Source organism: Pseudomonas anatoliensis (assembly GCF_017976235.1).
Taxonomy (GTDB): Bacteria; Pseudomonadota; Gammaproteobacteria; order Pseudomonadales; family Pseudomonadaceae; genus Aquipseudomonas; species Aquipseudomonas anatoliensis.
This window is the reverse complement of the sequence record NZ_JACVHC010000007.1, coordinates 340,425-360,726: the sequence shown is the minus strand read 5'-3', so window position 1 is coordinate 360,726 and position 20,302 is coordinate 340,425. Positions and strand designations below refer to the sequence as shown.

General features: G+C 62.0%; 16 protein-coding genes. 5 read left to right on the top strand and 11 right to left on the bottom strand.

Annotated features, from left to right (window positions below):
• Positions 1-16: 16 nt before the first annotated feature.
• The 9 genes from ICA16_RS23335 to ICA16_RS23295 form a co-directional block, all read right to left on the bottom strand.
• The gene (locus ICA16_RS23335; protein ID WP_150602305.1) at positions 17-550 is read right to left on the bottom strand and encodes a response regulator; all 534 of its coding nucleotides are present in this window, start codon (positions 548-550) and stop codon (positions 17-19) included.
• 221 nt (positions 551-771) lie between these two features.
• Positions 772-1,533, bottom strand: a complete 762-nt coding sequence (locus tag ICA16_RS23330) for a SurA N-terminal domain-containing protein (protein WP_150602306.1) — start codon at positions 1,531-1,533, stop codon at positions 772-774.
• Between the two features lie 15 nt (positions 1,534-1,548).
• Positions 1,549-3,099 carry an ABC transporter substrate-binding protein gene (locus tag ICA16_RS23325; protein ID WP_210555528.1) on the bottom strand — a complete coding sequence of 517 codons (1,551 nt, stop codon included), beginning with the start codon at positions 3,097-3,099 and terminating at the stop codon, positions 1,549-1,551.
• Between the two features lie 9 nt (positions 3,100-3,108).
• Positions 3,109-3,729, bottom strand: coding sequence for an SCO family protein (locus ICA16_RS23320; RefSeq protein WP_150602308.1), 621 nt, complete (start codon positions 3,727-3,729; stop codon positions 3,109-3,111).
• A complete protein-coding gene (locus ICA16_RS23315; RefSeq protein ID WP_210701735.1) occupies positions 3,726-4,376 on the bottom strand; it encodes an SCO family protein in 651 nt (216 codons plus the stop codon). Before ICA16_RS23315 ends, ICA16_RS23320 begins: the two co-directional genes overlap by 4 nt.
• 12 nt (positions 4,377-4,388) lie before the next feature.
• Positions 4,389-6,311 carry a YncE family protein gene (locus tag ICA16_RS23310; RefSeq protein ID WP_210701734.1) on the bottom strand — a complete coding sequence of 641 codons (1,923 nt, stop codon included), beginning with the start codon at positions 6,309-6,311 and terminating at the stop codon, positions 4,389-4,391.
• A gap of 17 nt (positions 6,312-6,328) precedes the next feature.
• Positions 6,329-6,586 (bottom strand): hypothetical protein, encoded by a 258-nt coding sequence (locus ICA16_RS23305; RefSeq protein ID WP_210701733.1) that lies wholly within the window; start codon positions 6,584-6,586, stop codon positions 6,329-6,331.
• 208 nt (positions 6,587-6,794) lie between these two features.
• Positions 6,795-12,632: a manganese-oxidizing multicopper oxidase MnxG gene (gene mnxG / locus ICA16_RS23300; protein ID WP_210701732.1), complete on the bottom strand. Its 5,838-nt coding sequence runs from the start codon at positions 12,630-12,632 to the stop codon at positions 6,795-6,797.
• 202 nt (positions 12,633-12,834) lie between these two features.
• Positions 12,835-13,443, bottom strand: coding sequence for a lytic transglycosylase domain-containing protein (locus tag ICA16_RS23295; RefSeq protein WP_150602312.1), 609 nt, complete (start codon positions 13,441-13,443; stop codon positions 12,835-12,837).
• A 205-nt stretch (positions 13,444-13,648) separates the two neighbouring features.
• Between ICA16_RS23295 and gspG the strand changes: the two genes are divergently transcribed.
• From gspG to ICA16_RS23280, 3 genes are all read left to right on the top strand, one after another.
• The gene (gspG, locus tag ICA16_RS23290; protein ID WP_150602313.1) at positions 13,649-14,077 is read left to right on the top strand and encodes a type II secretion system major pseudopilin GspG; all 429 of its coding nucleotides are present in this window, start codon (positions 13,649-13,651) and stop codon (positions 14,075-14,077) included.
• Positions 14,078-14,091: 14 nt separating this feature from the next.
• Positions 14,092-15,279 carry a type II secretion system F family protein gene (locus ICA16_RS23285; RefSeq protein ID WP_150602314.1) on the top strand — a complete coding sequence of 396 codons (1,188 nt, stop codon included), beginning with the start codon at positions 14,092-14,094 and terminating at the stop codon, positions 15,277-15,279.
• Between the two features lie 75 nt (positions 15,280-15,354).
• Entirely contained in the window at positions 15,355-15,801 is a 447-nt protein-coding gene (locus ICA16_RS23280; RefSeq protein WP_210701731.1) for a hypothetical protein, read from the top strand.
• Positions 15,802-15,927: 126 nt separating this feature from the next.
• Here the strand turns inward: ICA16_RS23280 and ICA16_RS23275 are convergent, their stop codons facing one another.
• Positions 15,928-16,827 (bottom strand): LysR family transcriptional regulator, encoded by a 900-nt coding sequence (locus ICA16_RS23275; protein ID WP_210701730.1) that lies wholly within the window; start codon positions 16,825-16,827, stop codon positions 15,928-15,930.
• A 132-nt stretch (positions 16,828-16,959) separates the two neighbouring features.
• Between ICA16_RS23275 and ICA16_RS23270 the strand changes: the two genes are divergently transcribed.
• Both ICA16_RS23270 and ICA16_RS23265 read left to right on the top strand, forming a co-directional pair.
• Positions 16,960-17,979, top strand: a complete 1,020-nt coding sequence (locus tag ICA16_RS23270; protein ID WP_210701729.1) for an alpha/beta hydrolase — start codon at positions 16,960-16,962, stop codon at positions 17,977-17,979.
• A 117-nt stretch (positions 17,980-18,096) separates the two neighbouring features.
• On the top strand, positions 18,097-19,524 hold the full coding sequence (locus ICA16_RS23265; RefSeq protein WP_210701728.1) for a mechanosensitive ion channel family protein: 1,428 nt from the start codon (positions 18,097-18,099) through the stop codon (positions 19,522-19,524).
• 84 nt (positions 19,525-19,608) lie between these two features.
• On the opposite strand, the gene ycaC is transcribed toward ICA16_RS23265, so the two are convergent.
• Positions 19,609-20,232: an isochorismate family cysteine hydrolase YcaC gene (ycaC, locus tag ICA16_RS23260; RefSeq protein WP_042558727.1), complete on the bottom strand. Its 624-nt coding sequence runs from the start codon at positions 20,230-20,232 to the stop codon at positions 19,609-19,611.
• Between the last annotated feature and the right edge of the window lie 70 nt (positions 20,233-20,302).

The window sequence follows — 20,302 nt, the reverse complement described above, 5'->3', positions numbered from 1 at the left end:
AACGTCTATCGCGCCATTACTCCCCGGTGAGCATTTGATCGTCGTCCGGTGCCAGGGTCGCCAACCTGTTTCTTCGGCGATCCGCCAGCACCCAACTGCCATCGTACAACTGCAACGGGAAGCTCTCGGTCCTGCTCTGGCGTCGTTCGACGAAGCCCTCGGAAGGGCTCGCACCGGGTTTCGCTTCGCGCTGGATGCCCAGAAGGTCGCAGACAGCTCGGGCCAGTTCCGCCAATGGAAACGGTTTGAACAGGATGTGGCTGACGTCCAGTTGCCGCGCCCGCTCACAGACTTCAGCGGTCGGGTGACCCGTTATCAGCACAAAATGGCACGTCCTGTTCTGGCGGACCGCGTCGAGCACCTCAAATCCTTCCATATCGGGCAAGCGGTAATCGAACACCAACACTTGGGGAGCGAACGCCTCGGCCAAGCCGATACCCGTCGCGCCGTCATGTGCAATCCGGACGTCCAGCCCTTGCGCCGACAGATAATCCTGCAGGTTCTGTGCAAGCAGCTGTTCGTCTTCGACAACCAGTACTTTGTTAACCAAGGTCGACTCCTTGAAACCTGCAAGTCCGAAAACTGAACCCGCTGAAGTGCGCCTTACAATGGCTAACGCACACTTCATGCCAGGCTGAGTGCCGGTAAATTTAAGTCTTCATGTCCTTGAATTTCATGACAATGCCCGCTCGTCCCGGTACCCCGTTCCCCAGAAACGGGGAAGCACCTGAATGGGCATCGAAGCCATTCCCCACTGTTGGGGGGGAACCTTCAATCGTCGTCAGTTCGTTCAATCCTGTTCTGCGCCCGTAATTGCGCGAGCACCTGGCGACGAGCCTGGGTCTGTTGCTGTCGGGCGCGCTGCGTCCGAGCTGTTTCAAGCCCCTGCAAATCTGGGACATCGCCCGCCTCCAAGTGGTTCGCCACATAGATCAAATGCCAGCCGAATGGCGAGCGTACCGCATCGCTGGCGAAGATTGCGCCATCAATGATAGAAGCTCGCATCTTCATCAAGCGTAGACGCGCCGCCGCATCTGTGGCGGCATCCGCTTGCGGCTCGACCCGAACCAGCAGGTGCCGTGGTTGCAAAGTGTTGGCGCGGATCAGTTGGGCGAACATTTGCTGCGCGGCCAGCTCACGGCGGGTGTATTCGGTGAACGAGGCTTCATCGAAACCGGCATCCTGCAAACGCCGCACGAATCGTTCGTTGCCGCCGATGGCCTGGCGGGTTTGCTCGACTTGCTGCTGCACCGTTTGGTCATCGATTTGCAGGCCGCGTTTGCGTGATTCCTGCCAGAGCAATTCCTTGTCGATCAGCGCATCGAGTGCGGCCTGACGCAGCTGTTTATAGGCCTTGGGACTGCGAATGCTCGCCACTGCGCGGCCCTGATCCTCCAGGTATTCGGCAAAAAATCGCTCAAGACGAAACTCGGAAATCTCTTCGCCATTGACCCGCGCAGCCGCCGGACCATTACTGGCGAAAGCCATCGGCAACCAGCACGTCAGCAGTATTAACAGCATCTTGAGCTTCATGAGCAGAGCCTCCATTCAGGGGCTGGCGACAATCGGTTTGTAGGGTGCAACCAGATAGAAACGCTGATCGGGCAAATCCACGGTGACCACATGTGCGCCGCTCAAGCCCAGACGTCGTCCGGGGCCGAAGCTGATGCGCGGGGTCAGGCCGGTGTCGAAGTCGTGCAGGCCTTCCAGCGCTGCCACCAGTTTCTCGCGGCTGGCGTCACGTCCGGCCTGCTTCATGCCTTCGCCGAGCAGCAGCATCGAGGCGTATGCGCCGACTTGCAGCACCGCATGCTGGGCGCCGAGGCCTTGATGCTCGCGCAGCAGCGTCAGGGCCATGCGCCCGGTCTGGGTCCAGTCGCTGGGAACGAAGGGATAGGCGAGGAACACCCGCCGTGAAAATCCTTGCGGCACGTTCAACAGATCCCCGGCCACCTGGCTCGACGCCGCGAACAGATACGGCACCTGCCCGGCACGCTGCAAACCCGCCGCCAAATGGCTGAAGCCGCCGCCGCTGCCCAGGTAGAACACCGAGCGCGAGCCCAGCGGCAAGCTGTCACCTGTCGGGTCGTAGGCCTGAATCTGGACGTTCTGCCAGCCGTTCCTGTGCAAATACTCGCCAAGCACTTTGGCTGTCTGCGCCTGCGCCGGGTCGTCGAGATAAGCGATCAGTGTCGGCCCTTGCAACACGCGCAGGCTGGCGGTCGCGTAATCGGCCAGAGCGATCAACTGTTCACGCAAGCCCGGCAACGGCTCGAAAATTTGCGGGCTGGCCTGCACCGCTCCGAGCAACGACAAAGTGCCGATCAGCGGCACGCCAGCCTGTTCCAGCCGTGGGGCCAGTTCGCTGCCCAATGCCGGGGCCATCGGCGCGATCAGGGCAAACACTTGTTCATCGTCGATCAGGCGTTTGAGCGCTTGTTCGGCACTGGTGCGATCAGCGCCAGGATCGGCGATGGTCAGGCGCAGTTGCCGGCCGTGAATCCCGCCAGCCTCATTGATCCGCGCCACGCTGCCGTTGAGCACCGCTGCGACCGTCGCGCCCTCCTCGGCCAGTGGCCCCTGGCTGGGCAGCAACGTGCCCAGATGCAAGGTCTCGGCATCGAGGCCGGGGTCGCGTTCATCGGCAAGGCGTTTGAGGTAAGCGGTGAGATTGCGCTGATCCTTCATCGACAGCACAAAGCGCGGCATGCTCGGGTCGAGGCGGTTGTTGCCGGGGTCGCGGCCCTGTTGAATGACTGTCGCAAGGCTTGCATCGTTATAGGCCGGATAGTTGCGGCCGTTGACCTGTTGCTGGCCGTAAGCGCTGGTCAGTCGCGACCAACTCAACTGCGGCGGACGCACCCCGCCTTCGGGTCGCCCAAGGCCGTCGGCGCCATGACAATTGGCGCACGGCAGACTGGTGGCCGGCAGCAACATATCCGCCGCGCCGACCCGCGCCATGATCGCTTCACCGCTGGCCGACAGACCTTCGCGGTACAGGCGTTTGCCAGCCGCCTCCTCCGGCGTCAGCGGCAATGCCACCGCGCCGAGGCTGACGCTCGCGAGCAGGATCAGGGCGAGGACGCGGGCGCTGTTCATGGCGCGGACTCAGCGACCGGCCACGGGCATTGTCAGCAATTGCAGGCGCTGGGCAATGGCGGCGGCCGGCGCATCGGGGCGAATCTTGCTCCAGCGTTTGTTGGCGACATCGCCGACGATCAACTGTGTGGAATGTTGCTCAGGCGTCGGCACGATCTGGCCGATACGGCTCAGCACCAGATCCATCTGCGCCTTGTCGCCGGTGAGAAAAAGCCAATGAGGGTCATCGGAACCCTGTTTCAAGGTGTAAGCCTTGAGCACCGCCGGCGTATCGCGCAGCGGATCACTGGTAAGGGAAATGAAGGTGATGCCGTCGGCCTTGTCCCCGAGCAGCTCGCGGACTTCCTTGAGCTTGCGCGTGATCAAAGGGCAGGCGTCGTTGCAACTGGTGAAAATCACGTTGAGCAGCACCACGCGGTTTTGCAGCGCATCACTGTAGAAGCGCAGAGTTTCACCGTGCTGATTTTGCAGCGGCGTATCGGTGAACCAGGCTTGCGCGTCGTGGGTACCTTTAGCGGGCGCGGCGGCAACCGCGGTTGACGGCTCAGGGGCATGCCCCTCGTGGGCAAACGCGACATTGCTGAACACCCAGAAACACACGGTGAGCGCTATCCAGTCGAGCATTCTCATGGCTGTTGCTCCATGGCGATGGCGGTGTGTTTGGCATGAGTGCGCTGGCCGCTGAGTTTCTCGACTTCCTTGGCCAGCACTGTCGGGTCGGTGAAGCCGTAGTAGCGCATCCAGTGTCGGCTGTTGCCGTCGCCGACGAGGATCAGCGGCTGATGGCTCTTCAAGTCGCCGCTGAAACTGCCCAAACCCTTGAGGGTTTCATTGATCGATTGTGGCGAACCGGTCAGCCAGCTCCAGCCCGGGCCTTTCTGGAACGCGCGGGCGTAATCCTGCAAGCGCTTGGGGTCGTCGCGTTGCGGATCGATGCTGATCGACACCAACTGCACTTCGTTGCCAACCCGCGCACCGAGCTGTTTCTGCACCTTGCCCATAATCGACGAGACCACCGGGCAGACCGTGGTGCAACTGGTGTAGATGAAGCTGATGACGACGATTTTGTCCTGCACCAGATCTTGCTCCAGACGCACGGTTTTGCCGTTCTGATCGAGCAGCGGCACGTTGGCGAATTTCACCTGGGCGTGTTCCTGCGTACTGCTGGCGGGCGCGGTGTGGCCGGCGTGTTCATCCGCCGAATGCGCCTGGACTTGCTGGACGCTGACGGCCAGCAGACACAGGCTGAGCAAGCCACGGCAAGTGATGTCTTTCATGGTGATGTCCTCTCACTGAGTCTGGCCGGGGGTGACCCGAACACTGGCAAATGTCTTGTCATCGAACCCGGCACCCAGCGATGCCGCGCGCACATGCAAATACCAGGCGCCGCTGCGGTCGAGGGTCACGGGCGCTTCGTACACGCCATCGGCAACTTCCTGCGCGGCCACTTCGCGGGGGTGTGAAGTCGGCGCGAGGAAGTAGCGCAACTGCACATCCTTGACGCCGCTGCGCTGGATTTTCTGCTTGCCCTGCACGATGCGAAAACGCACCACGTAGGGGTCGTTGAGCGCGACGGCGGTCTTGTCCAGAAGGAACTCGACCTTTGGCACGCCGACATGTTTTTCCGGCATGCCGTCTGGTTCGATCTGCGCGGTGAAGCAATGGATGATGTTCGGTTGATTGAGCAGGAATGCCACGTCGAAACGTCCCGCCGCCGGCAGTTTCACTCGCGCGCTGTACAGCCCCGGCGAGACCTCGCGCAGGCTGCGGTCGATGACCATCGCGGCCCGGGCGATCTGCCCGCGATTGGGGTAACCGGACATCGGCGCGTTCATGCCTTCGGCGTAGAAATAGGTGGTGTTGTCCACCGGGTTGACCACGAACACCGCGTTGTCATCGCGCGACACCGCGAGGCTTGAGGCGAGCGGCAAGTCACCGGCCATGCGCGGCGCTTGCGGCCCGGCTTCGAAGCCTTGGCTGATCGGCTGGCGGCCCTCACCGAGCGAGGCCAGGTTGATCATGGTGACTTTTGGCGAGGCCAGTCCGCGCACGTAGGCGTAGGCCTTGGTGAACACCACTTGATAGGGTTCAGCGGACACGTCCAGGTCGTGGATAGCGGCATCGGTGGAGGCATCAATCACCGTCGCGCGGTTTTCCACGGTGTTGAGCACCACACCGAAACGCCCGTCGGCGCTGAAGCCCATCGGGCCGAGCCCCTGTTGCAGTTTGATCACCCGGCGCACGCTGTGGCTGGCACTGTCGACCACCGTCACCGTGCCGTCCTTGCCATCGGCGACGTACACCGCGCCGGACAATGGCGAGTACGCCACCGACAGCGGGCTGGAGCCAGTCTTGATTTGCTCGACGATGCTCAGGCTGGCGACATCGACCACGCTCAGGGTGCCGTCGTCGCGATTGCTGACAAAGGCGAAACGGCTGTCCTTGCTGAAGGTGATTTCGTGGTGACCGAGGCCGGTTGCCAGGTGCTTGAGCGGTTTGAGGCTTTGGGCATCGATCACAGTGACGCCGGATTCGTTGGGTTTGGCGGCATTGTTGCCGACCCACAGCAGGCGTTCATCCGGTTGCAGCGCCACCCGCACCGGTTGGCTACCGGCGCTGATTGAATCGATGACTTTGAATTGTTCGCTGTCGATCACCGCCACTTCGCCGGCCATCGGCATCGAGATGAATACGCGTTTGTTGTCTTTGGGCGTGACCCAATCCATCGGCGGCTGCTTGAGTTCGATGCGCGCCAGGGTGCTGGTGATGCCGCCGACCGATACTGAGGGATCGACCACTGCGACGCTGGCATCGCGGTTCATCACCAGCAGGAAATAGCTGTTGAGGTCGAGTAGTGGCCGCGCGCCGATGTTGGATTTGAGGTACACGCCGACGCGGGATTTGCAGCTTTGGTCGCGGCCCTGGGCCTGATCGGCGGCCAGCGCCTGCGCATCGATCCACGCCCCCGGCGCCACGCCGGACAATGGCTGGCCTGACACGCCGTCAGTGACACGGAACTGCACGTCGGCAAACTCGCCTTCACGCAACTTGCCGTCGCTGGCCAGCGGCTGGAGGTTGAAGGCGATGGATACGCCGTCGCGGGCCAGGGTCTGGCCGGGCTCGGTCTGCGCCAGCGCAACCTCGCCAAGCGTCAACAAAGCGCCTGCGATGGCTAGCGTACAAACACCGATGAAATTGATGATCCTGTCCATGTCGCTCTCCCCTGACTCTAATTGCAAAACACCGCCGTCCCCTGTGGGAGCTGGCCTGCCAGCGATGGCGGCAGTTGCTTCACCATCCAAAACCGCGTCGATCCTAATCGCTGGCAAGCCAGCTCCCACAATGGATCGCATTCATCCCGCACTTTCCCTACATCAACTGAACCTGTGGGAGCTGGCTTGCCAGCGATGGCGGCATCCGCTTCACCAGCCAAAACCGCGTCGATCCAATCGCTGGCAAGCCAGCTCCCACAATGGATCGCATTCATCCCCCACTCCCTCTACCAACCACTGAACCTGTGGGAGCTGGCTTGCCAGCGATGGCGGCAGTTGCTTCACCAGCAAAAACCGCGTCGATTCCAATCGCCAGCAGGCTGGCTCCTACAGGGATCGCATTCATCCCGCACTCTCCCTGCCAACCCCTGAACCTGTGGGAGCTGGCTTGCCAGCGATGGCGGCATCTGCTTCACCATCCAGCTACTGCGCAGGCGGTGCCGGTTCTGGCTCGTTGGTCACTCGCAACAATCCCCACAGGCCCGAGGTGTTGCCGTAGGCGCCGTAGTCGCGGAACAGGTAATCACCCGGTATCGCGTTGCTGCCTCCGGCGCTCGGGATCATCGAGCTGAAGTGCGCCGCCGGTAGCACGCTTTCGCGGGCGCCGATGTACATCGACATCGGGTTGTAACCGAACCGCACCGACCCCACGCCCGGCGTCCCCGTCGGATAGCCGCCGACATCACTCTTCTCGGCCAGGAACGGGTTGACCGACCACACGTGCCCATCCATCTGGAAGGTGCTGCCGCGGCTGCCACCGGTTGGCATCAGAATGTGCGTACGGAACGGTTGCCCCGGTTTGGCGTAAAGCACCGGCGTTTGCGGATCACCGCCGACCAGCGCGTTGCTGTAGGCCATGTGCGCGTTGACCATGTCGCCATAACCGGCACCATCGGCATGTCCGAACGGTGCATCCGGGGCAAGGCCGAAGCGATACCACATCGGCTCGGTCTTGTAGTTGATGGCCATGCTCGAGTTGTCCTGCGGATCGGTCGGCATGCCGAAGCCCTCGGCGGCAATGCCTTCCACCGGCCGGCCATTGGCCCAGCGCGTGTTCAACGCCTTGTGCCAGACCATCGCAAAGTCGCGGTAGACGGTTTGCCCCGGCGCGGTGACCGTGGCGTTGGCCTTGCGCGCATCGTCGACCCAGGTAGAGCCGATCGGCAGGATGCTCATCGCGCCGCCCAGACCTTTTTGCGATTGCTTGATCACGTCAGCCGGCGTGAAATTCAAGCCGCCGAACTCGATGGCCGTGGCGTTGATGTTGTCGACACTGCGGCCCAACTGAGTCACCGGTTTGCCTTCACGCTCCAGGTGCCCGGCGTAGTACTGATAAGTACGGGTCGGGTACGCGCCGCTGCTGCCGACTCTCGGTGGCACGGTCTGGATCGGGTTGGCACCGACGTTGACGCCGTCGGATTTGGTGATGTCATAGGCCAGCAGTTGCGCATGCAGACCGACATGGCTGGACGGCCGCATCAGGTTATTGCTGAAGGTGGTCGAACCCTGGCCGCTGTTGCGGTCGCGTTTGACCATGCCTTGCATCACCGCAGTCTGGGTCAGGTCGGGCATCATGCTCGGCAGGCGGTTTTCCAGGGTGATGTTGATGCAGTCACCGGCGGCTGCGCGCAGCACCAGCGGTTCGACCGGGATACCGGGTTTGAGCTTGCCGGTTGTCGCATCGAGGTCAGATTTGCGCACATACAGAATCGCGGTCGGATCATGCAACGGCCCGCTCTGGCCGCCGATGGTGATGGTTTCGCCATCCTCCGGATCGGTCACCGTGACCTGTGGAATGCTCACGGTGCGCGAGTTCAGGACCAGGGTGCCGCCCGCCGGATTCAATGGCCCGCCGACATGCTGGCCGATACCGTCCGGGTCTCCGATGGTCAGGCCCAGCGAGTTGCCGAGGATGTCGTTGGCCAGTGCCGCGACCACTTCATAATTGCGCTGCACAGTCGGCCGGGTGCCGATGCCGTTGGGGTTGGCGCTGATCCGTGGGCAACTGCCGTCGAACGCCACGGTGTTACGCATCCCCATCGGTTTGGCATTGTTCGGCAAGGCGAACAGGTCGCTGCGCTGCGCAGTGTAGTTGCGCATCACGCCCCAGATGCCGCTCCAATAGCCTTCGATCGAGGCGTCCATCGAGTACAGATAATCCCCGGTGGTAGCCGCCGAACTGGACAGCATCGACACGGGCGCAATGAAGCCCATCTGCTCGGAGATGCCGATCATCTGCGAGGCGCGCCAGCCCGAGTTGGAGCTGCTGCCGAAGCCGGAACCGCTTTGCAGCCACTTCACGCCGTGCAGGGTGACGTTGTGTTCCTCTTCATGACCGCCGGCATGCACCCGCAGCCGCACGTTGTCGCCGGTGTAAGTGCGCAGCATCGGCGTGAACGGATCGCCAGGTTCCGCGCCGCCCTTGTTGATGTGCGGTGGGAACAACGTGGTGCCGCCGGTTGGGCCGGTGGCGGACGTGATCAGGTTCGGCGCCAGGTTCATCGCCGGAATCGCCCGATCAGTGCGGCTGTGCATGGCGAACGAAAGATCACCGCCGAGGCCGTCAGCCTGCATGCCGCGCTTGCCGTCCGGGCCGAGTTTGTTCGGGTCGTAGACGCGCAGGGCCAGCGGCTCGTTGCGATAGTTGACGACGAACATGCCTGGGTCATCCACCGAGATCGCCTGTGGGCAAGGCCGGCTCGGGCAGCCTGGGACCTGACCGCCCTGCACTTCCACTATGCCGTCGAGCAAGGTGCTGGCGTTGTTGCGCACCGGCGGGTTGATCGCGTAGCGGAAGCTGTCAGCCGTGGCCGGGAAGCTTTGCGGGTTGGGCACGCCGTTCGGCCCGGCGCCCACGTACACGCCGGCTTCATAGGCGTGCTGGAAGTCGCTGTATTCGAGGAAGAACTCGCGGAAGCTGTCGTTCTTGCCGTCGCCGTCGAGGTCGCCGGTGTTGATCACCGCTTGCCACGAAGTCGGCCCGCCGTCCTGACGTGCGCCGCTGTACAGAGGCTCGCCGGTTTCGGCGTGGAACCAGGTAGAACCGGCAGGTTCCGCGAGCACGGTGGCGTACAGCCCGATCTGTTGGTGCGTCGATGGGCCGAGGTGGTCGTGGGTGAAGATGGTGCCGAGGCCGCGATCAACGCCTTTGGCATTGACCACCGGGTCGACGAACCAGCGTTGCATCGCCGTGCGTGCGCCCATCCAGTCGCTACGTCCGTACTGACCGAAGAACGGGTGCGCCTTGGCTTTCGGGCATGCTTGCGTGCCATCGCGCGGGTCGGTGCCTTCGCATTGGTTGAACTCGCGGATCGCCAGAATGCGCTCCTGCACGGCGCCTGGTGAGAGCACGCCATCCTCGTAGTTCCAGCCATTGGACGAGCCGTCGGCCGAGGTCAGGTCCCATTTCGGCAGGTGAATATGCTGGCCGATCACGTCGGTCGGCGTACGCACCTGATAGTCGTCCATCTCATAAGTGGCCGGCACCAGGTTGGTTTGCTGGTATTGCACGCAGTCGAAGGTGTTCATGCGCATCACCAGTGGCTCTGGCGGACGCTGCTTGGTGATCACCGGCCAGGCGTCTTCCCACAGCGCCAGAATGCGCGCCTGCGGGAAGTGATAGCCAACCTTGTTGTACACCGCGTCGAACTGAATATTCGCCGCTTTGTAGATGCGCGGACGGTCGGCGGTAAAGGTCGAGGCGCCGGTGAAGGACATGCCGTCGATGCGTTCGCCGCTGTTGAATTCACCGGTGCCGGCGCTGCTGGTCAGGCGTTTGGCCCGATCATCCATGCAGGGTTCGTAGTACGGCGCGCCCGCCATCGGCAAGGCGCCGTTGGTACGGAAGGCCTTGGCCACCACCTGGTTGCCGGGCAGCAAGGCAAAGCTTGGGTGATCTTTTTTCGCGTGGAAGGCCATCGCCGATTGCTCGACTTCGGTGCCTTCTTCCGGCAGATAAATCGGCTTGGCGCGGGTGACTTCCTTGGAGAAATCCAGCGAGGTGGTCACGGTGTTCGCCTCGCCACCAGCGGATACGCCGTCGAGGGTATGACGTTGCAAACCGCCATCCCAGCCGCCCGATTGCGCAGGGTCGAGGTTGGCCCACAGCGCTTTGCCGCTGGCCTTGAGTGCTTGTGCGGTGGCAGCGTCGAGCATGTCCAGCGGTGGAGTGGGTGGGCGTTGGCCGACCGAACTTTCCATGCCGCCAATCCAGAATGGGTAGCCAGGGTTTTTCAATGTGCCGTCAGCGTTGCGGTTGGCTTCGCTGCGGTCCACCAGCGCCAGCGAACCGATGGCTTGGCCAGCCGCGTTGCCGCCGTGATGTTCGCCGTCGTCGCCCTCTTCTTCCTCTTCGTCGTCATTGCCGGCAATCAGGGTTTCGCCGATTTTCGGCACCACCACTACTTTGCCGGGCATCGGCGCCATGGCTTTGCCGGGCAGTGGCACAATGGCCGGGATCGGCGTGCCGGCGATGATTTCACCGTCCGGCAAGGCGCGTGCACCCGCTGCCGGTTTGCCGCTGCGCAAGGCGAACGGTTCGCTGTGATAGCCGTCTTCACCTTGCTGCGAGACTTCCAGGCGAGTGCCCTCTTCGAAGACGTCGTGCACGCGCCACATGGCCCACATGCCCTGCGCGAAGTGCGGATAGAAGTGGCAGTGATAGATCGCGTCACCGGCTACCCGATTGCGATTGCCCGAACCGCCGTTGGCGATTTCATAGGTGTAACCGGCGCCCGGACCGATGCCTTGGGCGTCGACATAATCGGAGTTGTCGTCATTGGGATTGAACAGCCACTGATGGCCGTGCAGGTGGAAAATGTGCTGCTCGTGACCGTTATGGGTGTTGCGGAATTTGACGAAGTCCCCGATGTAGCTGTGGTTGACGTTGGACGGTTCAGACGGATACAGGGCCATGGTCGCTTTCACGCCAATCTGATCGGCGCGGGGGATCTGCCCCGGCGCGATGTTCTCAAGCCCGGCGTTGGCCGGTACGTCGACCAGCATCGCCACGTCACCGACGGTGTGCGAGCTGAGGAAGAATTCTTCGTAGGCGCAGGACAGGCAGTCGTGCATCGGCCCCACGCCCAACCGGTTGGCGACCACTTCCGCGCCCATGCCGCCGGAGCCGTAGTTGATCATGAACGAGTCGCGAGTCGGCTCCAGCACATGCGCCATCACCGGGTCGGCCCAGTAGGCAGGAAAGGCTTGAGTCGCAGCGGTTTCGTCCTGGAACTGCGAGGCGAAATCGCGGAACGGTTCCAGTCGATTGGGGATCGCCGGGTTGCGTTTGCCCACCGACTCCAGCGGATAGGTGCTGGCTGGAAAGCTGCCGTCAGCGTTGCTGCCCATCACGATGGCATCGCTTTCGCTGGAGATGATTTCGTTGCCATCGACCATATTGATGATCGGTGTGCCGGCCTTGCCTTCGCGCAGCCACGGTTCGCGCTGCGGGTAGCGCGCCTGGTAATCGACGATTGGATGACCGGCCGGCGTGCGCCCCGAAGTCGCCAGACGCATTTCTTCTTCAGTAAGCGTATTGCGGTAAGTGCGGCCGCCCTTCGGCACCACGACCACTTGACCGAACAGGCCATTGGCAACGTTACCCGCGGCGCCCTCGCCACCGAAAGTTGCGCCACGGCTGCTGACGGCAAACGCGCCTTCGCGTTCGGCGAACAACGTATAGGAACGGCTGGCCCCCGGCACCACCAGGCTATTGGCGTTGCGGCCGGTGTACGAAGAAATATCGTCGATGCTGTTCACCGCTTGCAGGCCGTTGACCTGGAACCCGACGTGGCGGTCGGCGACCTGCTCATCGACCTTGAATTGTTCGCCGGCATTGGCGTTCTGTACGCCGTCTTCGCCTTCCTCTTCACCCTCGACTTCGAAGTGCTTGTTCGGGTTGGCCTGATAGTCGAGCAGGTTCTGCAGATTGATCGTCAGGCAATCCCCGGCGGCTACGCGCAACACCAGTGGCCGTGGACGCTTGTCGGCGCGCAACGAGACTTTGCCCGGCACTGCCGCGCCGCCGAAAGCCAGCGAGACGTCGTGGTCATCGACCACGTCGCGGCGCAGCGCGAACATCATGCCGTTGGCGTTCTGCGCGCCGAGGCGGTTGAACATCAGCGGCTGATCGAACGCCACGACGTTGGCCACCAGGTTTCGTTCGCAGCGCACCGCCGCGCTGACCACGTCGACGCTGAGCATCGGGGCCAGCAACAGCAGCAGTTTGATGAGGGACGGAGCGGAATGAAGGCCGGCCATGATCAGAAACCTCGAAATGGGTGCTCGCAGGGAACGATGCTCGACAAAACCCTTGGAGCAATCCGCGTGCCACAAAAAAATCCGTTTGTTTTCAACCGTCTACTTAAATCACTTGAGATTCCGGGGGATATTCCCCACCCGATTCCCCACTCTTCGCGCTTGCCGGGATTGCCCCGATAGTGGGGGAAACCGGGGACATCCTTTACAACGGCGCGTCCACTGCCAGCCCCTGCAAGCGCCGGTACTGGCGCAATACGCTGGGCACGTAACGCTGGGTTTCGGCGAACGGCGGGATCACCCGTCCCCGGCTGAGCACCGCATCAGGCCCGGCGTTGTAAGCCGCCACGGCGAGGGTGATGTCGTTGTCGAACAGGGTCATCAGGCGCTTGAGGTATTTGGCCCCGCCCTGGATGTTGGCCTTGGGGTCGTAGACGTCGGTCACGCCCATTTCCCGCGCGGTGGCCGGCATCAATTGCATGAGCCCGCCCGCGCCTTTGGGTGAGGTGGCGCCGGGGTTGTAACGCGACTCGGCGTTGATCACCGCATGCAGCAGCGCTTCAGGTAATTGATTGACCTTGGCCGCCGCCGAGACCAGTTCCGCGTACGGCTGTCTGGCGATCATTTGCGGCTGCTGATCAAGGCTGACCAGGGGCGCTTGCGCCTCGTGAATCACCCGTTCATAAGTGCGTCCGGGACGATGCACATTGGACAGAACGTAGCTGCCCTTGGCGTCCACGGAGATGAATACATCGGCTTGCGCGGCACCGCTCAGCAGTACACAACCGAGCAATCCGCCAGTCAGAAATTTCATGTCGGGCCTCCCCGGACCGACCCCGATAAATTGGGGGAAATGCCCCAATGGCCGATCACGTTTGAGCCATACGCAAGCACTGTGCCGACTCGTGAAAACCCCGTAATGCAAGGGCTTGCGGCCATCAGACGAATTTTGTCGAGGCTGAGCATGGCAATTGCATAGACCCTTCAGGCGACTCGACTGCCACTCACGGGAGGTCATCATGAAGCTGCATTTTCGTCCGCGTGCCCAACGCGGTTTCACCCTGCTCGAATTGCTCGTGGTGCTGGTGGTGCTCGGCCTGTTGGCCGGGATCGTCGCGCCGAAATACTTCGCTCAACTTGGCCGCTCGGAAGTGAAAGTGGCCAAGGCGCAGATCGAAGGCCTGAGCAAGGCGCTGGATCTGTATCGCCTGGAAGTCGGCCACTACCCGTCCACCGAACAAGGCTTGCAAGCCTTGGTGGCTGCGCCGAGTGACGAGGCGAAATGGACCGGCCCGTACTTGCAGAAAAAACTCCCGCAGGATCCCTGGGGCCGCAGCTACGCCTACCGCTACCCCGGCGAAAACAGCGAGTACGACTTGCTGTCGATGGGCAAGGACGGCCAACCCGGCGGTGAAGGCGAAAACGCCGAAGTGACCAACTGGCAGTAAGTGGAGCGCGGCCCATGCGATTTCATCTGAAAGCCGTCGGCAAGGCGGGCGTGGTTTCCTTGAGTATCGAGGCGCCGGGGCATAGCGAAGCGCGGCATATTGCCGAGGATCAAGGCTTGCGTGTGCTCAGCCTGCATGCCGAAAAACACTGGCGCTCGTTGCGCCTGCGTCAGCGCGAAACGTTCAATCTGGTGCTGTTCAGCCAGGAGCTGACCACCCTGCTCAATGCCGGCCTGCCGTTGATCGATGCGCTGGAAAGCCTCGCCGAAAAAGAAACCGCCCCTGCTGCGCGCAAAACCCTGAGTGAACTGGTGCGCCTGCTGTATGAAGGCAAATCCTTCTCACAGGCCCTCGGTCAGTTGTCGGCAGTGTTTCCACCGCTGTACGTGGCGCTGGTGCAGTCCAGCGAGAAGACCGGCGCGGTCGGCGAGGCGTTGGGTCGTTACGTCAGTTACCGCCAACGCATGGACGAGGTGCGGCAGAAGATCGTCAGCGCCTCGATCTACCCGTTGCTGTTGCTGGTGGTCGGCGGGGGTGTGGTGTTGTTTTTGATGGGCTACGTGGTGCCGCGCTTCAGTCTGGTGTTCGAAGGACTGGGCTCGAATCTGCCGTGGCTGTCGCAGATACTGATGAGCGGCGGCCTGTTTCTGCACGCGCATCAGTTGGAGTTTTTTGGCGGGCTGGCGGCGATCGTCACCGCCCTCGCCGTGGTGCAGAAACAACCTGGGTTTCGCCGTGGGCTGGATCGACTGGTGGAGAAACTGCCCGCCGTGCACCAACGGATTTTCATGTATGAACTGGCGCGTTTTTACCGTTCGCTGGGGATTCTGCTGCAAGGCGGGATTCCACTGGTGACTGCCATGGGCATGGTGCGCGGCTTGCTCACCGTAGCTTCGCGGGCGCGGCTCGATCAGGCCTGCGAACGCGTGCGCGAGGGACAGTCGCTGTCCACCGCGCTGGAGCTCAATCGTCTGGTGACACCGGTGTCGCTACGCCTGCTGCGCGCCGGTGAACAATCCGGCAACCTGGGGCAAATGATGGAACGCAGCGCCGACTTCTACGACGAAGAAATCAGCCGCTGGATCGAGTGGTTCGTGAGGTTGTTCGAACCGCTGTTGATGACCTTCATCGGCCTGCTGATCGGGGTGATCGTGATCCTGATGTACATCCCGATTTTCGAACTGGCTTCCAGCATTCACTGACCGCGGGAACGGGTCGGATCAATCGCAACAAAGCACATCCACGTTCCCACCCCAGACAACAAAACGGAGAACGATATGCACATTAAAAAGCTCATGCTCGCGATGGCCATCGGCGCGGTTCTGTCGGCGTCTACGGTAATGATTCCAGACAGCCTGTCGGGCATTTCCAGTGTTCAGGCGAAGGAAGGCGGAAGTGGCGGCGGTGGCGGTGGCCATGGAGGGAGCGGTGGTGGCGGCAGCGGCGGCGGTCATGGAGGGAGCGGTGGCGGCAGCGGAGGTAACGGTGGTGGACATGGCGGCAGTGGAGGCAGCGGCCATGGCGACGGCGGCGGTCACAGTGGCCGCGGTGACAGCGGTGGTCAGGGCGCCGGACACTCCGGCAGTTCCGCATCCTCCTCGGGACGCAGCGGCACCCACTCAGAGCCAGGCGACGATCATGGTGTACACCGTGCCGGTGAGGTCGGGGACGATCGCGGCGTGCATGTCGGTGGCGAACCAGGCGATGACAAACGCACTAACTAAACCATCCTGAAAACACCGCAATCCCTGTAGGAGCTGCCGCAGGCTGCGATCTTTTGATCTTGTTTTTAAAGACCAGATCAAAGGATCGCAGCCTGCGGCAGCTCCTACAGTTGATTTGCGTACGGCTTAAAGGGCGACGTTGCTCTGATTCAACCGTTCCCGCAGAAACTCGACCAACGCCTGCACCGGGCGTGAGGCCTGACGGTGCTGCGGGTAGACCGCCGACAAGGTCAGCGGCTCTGGCCGCAGATCATCCAGCACCGCCACCAATCGCCCCTCTTTCAACGCCGCGCCAACAATAAACGTCGGCAGATAGGTAATCCCCATCCCCTGCACCGCCGCATCCCTGAGCAACTCACCGTTGTTGACGCGCATGCGCCCGGCGACATTCACCAGCAGCGGTTTGCCCTGCCCCGCGTTGAACCGCCACTGCACTGAACGCCCATGGCCATACGGCAAGCAGTCATGCCCGAGCAGATCTTCCGGTTTGAGTGGCGTGCCGCGTTCGGCCAGATACGCGGGGCTGGCACAGTACACCCGTTCGATGCTGGCGATACGGCGAGCGATCAGCGTCGAGTCTTCCAGCACACCGATGCGCAGCGCCAGGTCGTAACCTTCGCCGAGCAGATCCACCGGACGGTCGCTCAAATCCACTTCCACCGTGACCTCGCGGTAGCGCTGCAAAAACACCGGCAGCAAGCAACCGAGATGCGCCACGGCAAAAGACAACGGCGCGCTCAGACGAATCGTGCCGCGAGGCTCGGCAGTCTGCCCGGCGATGCCTTGTTCGACCTGTTCGACTTCGCCGAGCAGGCGCAGCGCCGATTCGTAATAGCTCTGGCCCAGCGGCGTAACGTCGAGGCGGCGGGTCGAGCGATTGAGCAAACGCACGCCGAGGCGGTCTTCGAGTTGCATCAAGCGGCGGCTGACGAATTGCTTGGACAGGCCCAACTGATCGGCCGCCGCGGTGAAGCTGCCGGAGTCCATGACCTGGCAAAAAATACGCATGTCTTCAAACGGGTTCATTGTCACTCTCTGGTGGACAGTTAAACGCTTTATAGCCGCTTTTTCACTTCACGGCACCCTATTAATCTGTGTCCACGGTGTTGAAACCAACCTACGAGCCAATCGCGAACACACTTGAAAAAGGAATTGAACATGATCATTAAAAAGACGCTGACCGCTACCCTCCTCGCCCTGTCCATCGGCAACGCTTTCGCCGCCGAGACCAGCGGTGTCGAGCACAACACCCAAGCTTTCCTCGACGCCCTCGCCGCTGGGGGTGGCAAACCGCTGGAGCAACTCAGCCCGAAAGACGCCCGTGCAGTGCTGACCGGTGCGCAGGCTTCGGTGAAAGTGGACCTGTCCGGTGTTGAAGTCAGCGACAAGGCGATCAAGGTCGATGGCCAGACCATCAACCTGAAAGTGGTGCGTCCGGCCAAGGTCAAAGGTGAACTGCCGGTATTCATGTTCTTCCACGGCGGCGGCTGGGTGCTGGGCGACTACCCGACTCACCAACGCCTGATCCGTGATCTGGTTGTGGGTTCTGGCGCGGTAGCGGTGTACGTCGATTACACGCCGTCGCCGGAAGCGCAGTACCCGACCGCGATCAACCAGGCTTACGCCGCCACAAAATGGGTGGCCGAGCACGGCAAGGACATCGGCGTCGACGGCAAGCGCCTGGCGGTGGCCGGCAACAGCGTCGGCGGCAACATGGCGGCGGTCGTCGCGCTGATGGCCAAGGAACAGAAAACCCCGGCCCTGCGCTTCCAGTTGTTGATGTGGCCAGTGACCAACGCGCAATTCGACGACGGCTCGTACCAGCAATTTGCCGAGGGCCACTTCCTCACCAAAGGCATGATGCAGTGGTTCTGGGACAACTACACCACTAACCCGGCCGAGCGCGCCCAGATCCATGCCTCGCCACTCAACGCCAGCACTGAACAGCTCAAAGGCCTGCCCGCCGCACTGGTGCAGACCGCCGAGTTCGACGTGCTGCGTGACGAAGGCGAAGGTTATGCGCGGCACCTCGACGCGGCCGGCGTGCCGGTGACGTCGGTGCGCTACAACGGGATGATTCATGACTTTGGTTTGCTCAATCCGCTGAGTCAGATTCCTGAGGTGAAGGCGGCGGTGCGTCAGGCGGCGGCTGAACTCAAGACTCACTTGCAGCCTTGACGGCAAAAGATCGCAGCCTGCGGCAGCTCCTACAGGGGACGTGCCGGGGCTGCGTTTTTTGTGCCTGATCTTGAAGCTTCCTCGCCTCAGACTCCCATCCGCCTCGGAGAATGCCCAATGTCCTTCCTCTTCGCCCACCTGCTGTCCTGGAGTGCCCTGCTGCTGGTGGTTGACGCCGTGCTCTGGCACTTCACGCCATTTACCCATCGTGCGCCACGGGTCGGGGTGCGGCTGGCGCTGTTCCTGGGGTTTAGCGCGCTGGTCATCAATGCCGGTGTCAGCCCTTTGCAGGCGCCGCTGTTCGTCGATGACCGGGTGGCGCAGCTCGGGGCGACGGCGTTGGGCATTCTCTGGTGGCTGTATGCGGCGCGAGTGCTGACGGAGGTGATCGGCCTGGCGCTGATGCGCCGCATCGGCCACAGCGGTCGCTTGTTGCAGGACGTGATCGGTGCGCTGGTGTTTCTGGTCGCGATTGTCGCGGCGGCGGGTTACGTGCTGGAGTTGCCGGTCAAAGGCTTGCTCGCAACCTCCGGTGTGGTCGCCATCGTCGTCGGTCTGGCGCTGCAAAGCACCTTGGCTGATGTGTTCAGCGGGATCGTGCTCAACACCACAAAACCGTATCAAGTCGACGACTTCGTGGTGATCGACGGCGTCGAGGGCAAGGTGCTCGACATCGACTGGCGCGCCACGCACTTGCTGACCAGTGCCGGCACCATGGCCGTGGTGCCGAACTCGGTGGCGGCCAAGGCCAAGATCGTCAACCTCAGTCGCCCGAACAACATGCACGGTGTGTCGATCAGCATCAAAGTCCCCAACCACATTCGCCCGCGCCGCGTACTGGATGCCCTTGATCGCACGCTGCAAGGCAGCAGCAGCCTGCTGTTGTCGCCGGCGCCGAAAGTGGTGTTGAAAGAAGCCGGTGAGGAAATGTCCGAATACGTGGCCAGCGGTTTTATTGCCGAGCTGGGCAAGAAAAGCGAAGTGCGCAATCAACTGTTCGACCTTGCTCATCGGCATCTTGAGGCTGCCGGAATTTCGCGGCATCCGGACGGCGTGATCGAGCCTACGACCCGCGCCCGTGCATTGCTCGATGAAGTGAAGATCTTCCGTTCGCTGAGTCCTGATGAACGCGACCGACTGGCAGAATCGATGGTCGCGCAGCAGTACAGCGCCGGCCAGGTCGTGCTTGATTTGAATGAAGTGCCGGACAGTCTGTTTGTGATTGCTACCGGCGTGGTCAGCGCGACGGTGCCGGATGGCGCTGACCAGACTGAAGCCGGGCGCATGGGGCCGAGCGAGGTCATGGGTGAGCAAAGCATTCTGGCGGACACGCCTTCGCAGGCGACGTTTACCGCGATGACGTCTTCGATCATCTACCGTCTCGACAAGACCCTCACGCGCCAGTGCATGGAAAAGCGCAGAGAGGTGGGGACGGCGCTGAACAAATTGCAGGCCGTACGGCAGCAGAGCAGTCAACTGGCGTTGTTGGCCAACGCGGCACCGGTCAGAAAAGGTGGGTTTCTGGGCTGGTTGCAGAAGCGTTAAAGCAAAAGATCGCAGCCTGCGGCAGCTCCTACATTGGACTGCGTTCCCCCTGTAGGAGCTGCCGCAGGCTGCGATCTTTTGATCTTACTTAGCGGTGAACTTGGTATAGCTGTTGATCAGGTTGCGATAGTTCGGCAGGCGATTCGACAGCAGATTCGCCAGGCCTTCCATGTCGTTGCGCCAGTCACCCTGCAACTCGCACGCCACGGAGAACCAGTTCATCAGTTGCGCACCGGCCGCCGACATCCGCGCCCACGCTGCTTGCTGCACGGTGGTGTTGAAGGTGCCGGAAGAGTCGGTTACCACGAACACTTCAAAGCCTTCAGCAATCGCCGACAGGGTCGGGAATGCCACGCACACGTCAGTCACCACACCGGCGATGATCAGTTGCTTGCGACCGGTTGCCTTGATCGCCTTGACGAAATCTTCGTTGTCCCAGGCGTTGATCTGGCCTGGACGTTGAATGAACGGCGCGTCCGGAAATTGCTCCAGCAGCTCAGGCACGATCGGGCCGTTGGGGCCGGCGTCGAAGCTGGTGGTGAGGATGGTCGGCAGTTTGAAGAACTTGGCGATGTCGCCCAGCGCCAGCACGTTGTTCTTGAACTCGTTCGGCGAAAAATCCTGCACCAGCGAGATCAGGCCGGTCTGATGATCGACCAACAGCACAACCGCATCGTCTTTGTTCAAACGTGTGTAAGGAACGCTCATGGGGAAACTCCTTGATGGACGGATGGATGTTGCGTGAAGCGTCGACCGCATGGCCGACGCTTTTGAAAGA

Coding starts and splice junctions, on each gene's coding strand:
- ICA16_RS23330 (WP_150602306.1), bottom strand. CDS start 1,533: ATGAAGCTCAAGATGCTGTTAATACTGCTGACGTGCTGGTTGCCGATG.
- ICA16_RS23325 (WP_210555528.1), bottom strand. CDS start 3,099: ATGAACAGCGCCCGCGTCCTCGCCCTGATCCTGCTCGCGAGCGTCAGC.
- ICA16_RS23320 (WP_150602308.1), bottom strand. CDS start 3,729: ATGAGAATGCTCGACTGGATAGCGCTCACCGTGTGTTTCTGGGTGTTC.
- ICA16_RS23315 (WP_210701735.1), bottom strand. CDS start 4,376: ATGAAAGACATCACTTGCCGTGGCTTGCTCAGCCTGTGTCTGCTGGCC.
- ICA16_RS23310 (WP_210701734.1), bottom strand. CDS start 6,311: ATGGACAGGATCATCAATTTCATCGGTGTTTGTACGCTAGCCATCGCA.
- ICA16_RS23305 (WP_210701733.1), bottom strand. CDS start 6,586: ATGAATGCGATCCATTGTGGGAGCTGGCTTGCCAGCGATTGGATCGAC.
- mnxG (WP_210701732.1), bottom strand. CDS start 12,632: ATGGCCGGCCTTCATTCCGCTCCGTCCCTCATCAAACTGCTGCTGTTG.
- ICA16_RS23295 (WP_150602312.1), bottom strand. CDS start 13,443: ATGAAATTTCTGACTGGCGGATTGCTCGGTTGTGTACTGCTGAGCGGT.
- gspG (WP_150602313.1), top strand. CDS start 13,649: ATGAAGCTGCATTTTCGTCCGCGTGCCCAACGCGGTTTCACCCTGCTC.
- ICA16_RS23285 (WP_150602314.1), top strand. CDS start 14,092: ATGCGATTTCATCTGAAAGCCGTCGGCAAGGCGGGCGTGGTTTCCTTG.
- ICA16_RS23280 (WP_210701731.1), top strand. CDS start 15,355: ATGCACATTAAAAAGCTCATGCTCGCGATGGCCATCGGCGCGGTTCTG.
- ICA16_RS23275 (WP_210701730.1), bottom strand. CDS start 16,827: ATGAACCCGTTTGAAGACATGCGTATTTTTTGCCAGGTCATGGACTCC.
- ICA16_RS23270 (WP_210701729.1), top strand. CDS start 16,960: ATGATCATTAAAAAGACGCTGACCGCTACCCTCCTCGCCCTGTCCATC.
- ICA16_RS23265 (WP_210701728.1), top strand. CDS start 18,097: ATGTCCTTCCTCTTCGCCCACCTGCTGTCCTGGAGTGCCCTGCTGCTG.
- ycaC (WP_042558727.1), bottom strand. CDS start 20,232: ATGAGCGTTCCTTACACACGTTTGAACAAAGACGATGCGGTTGTGCTG.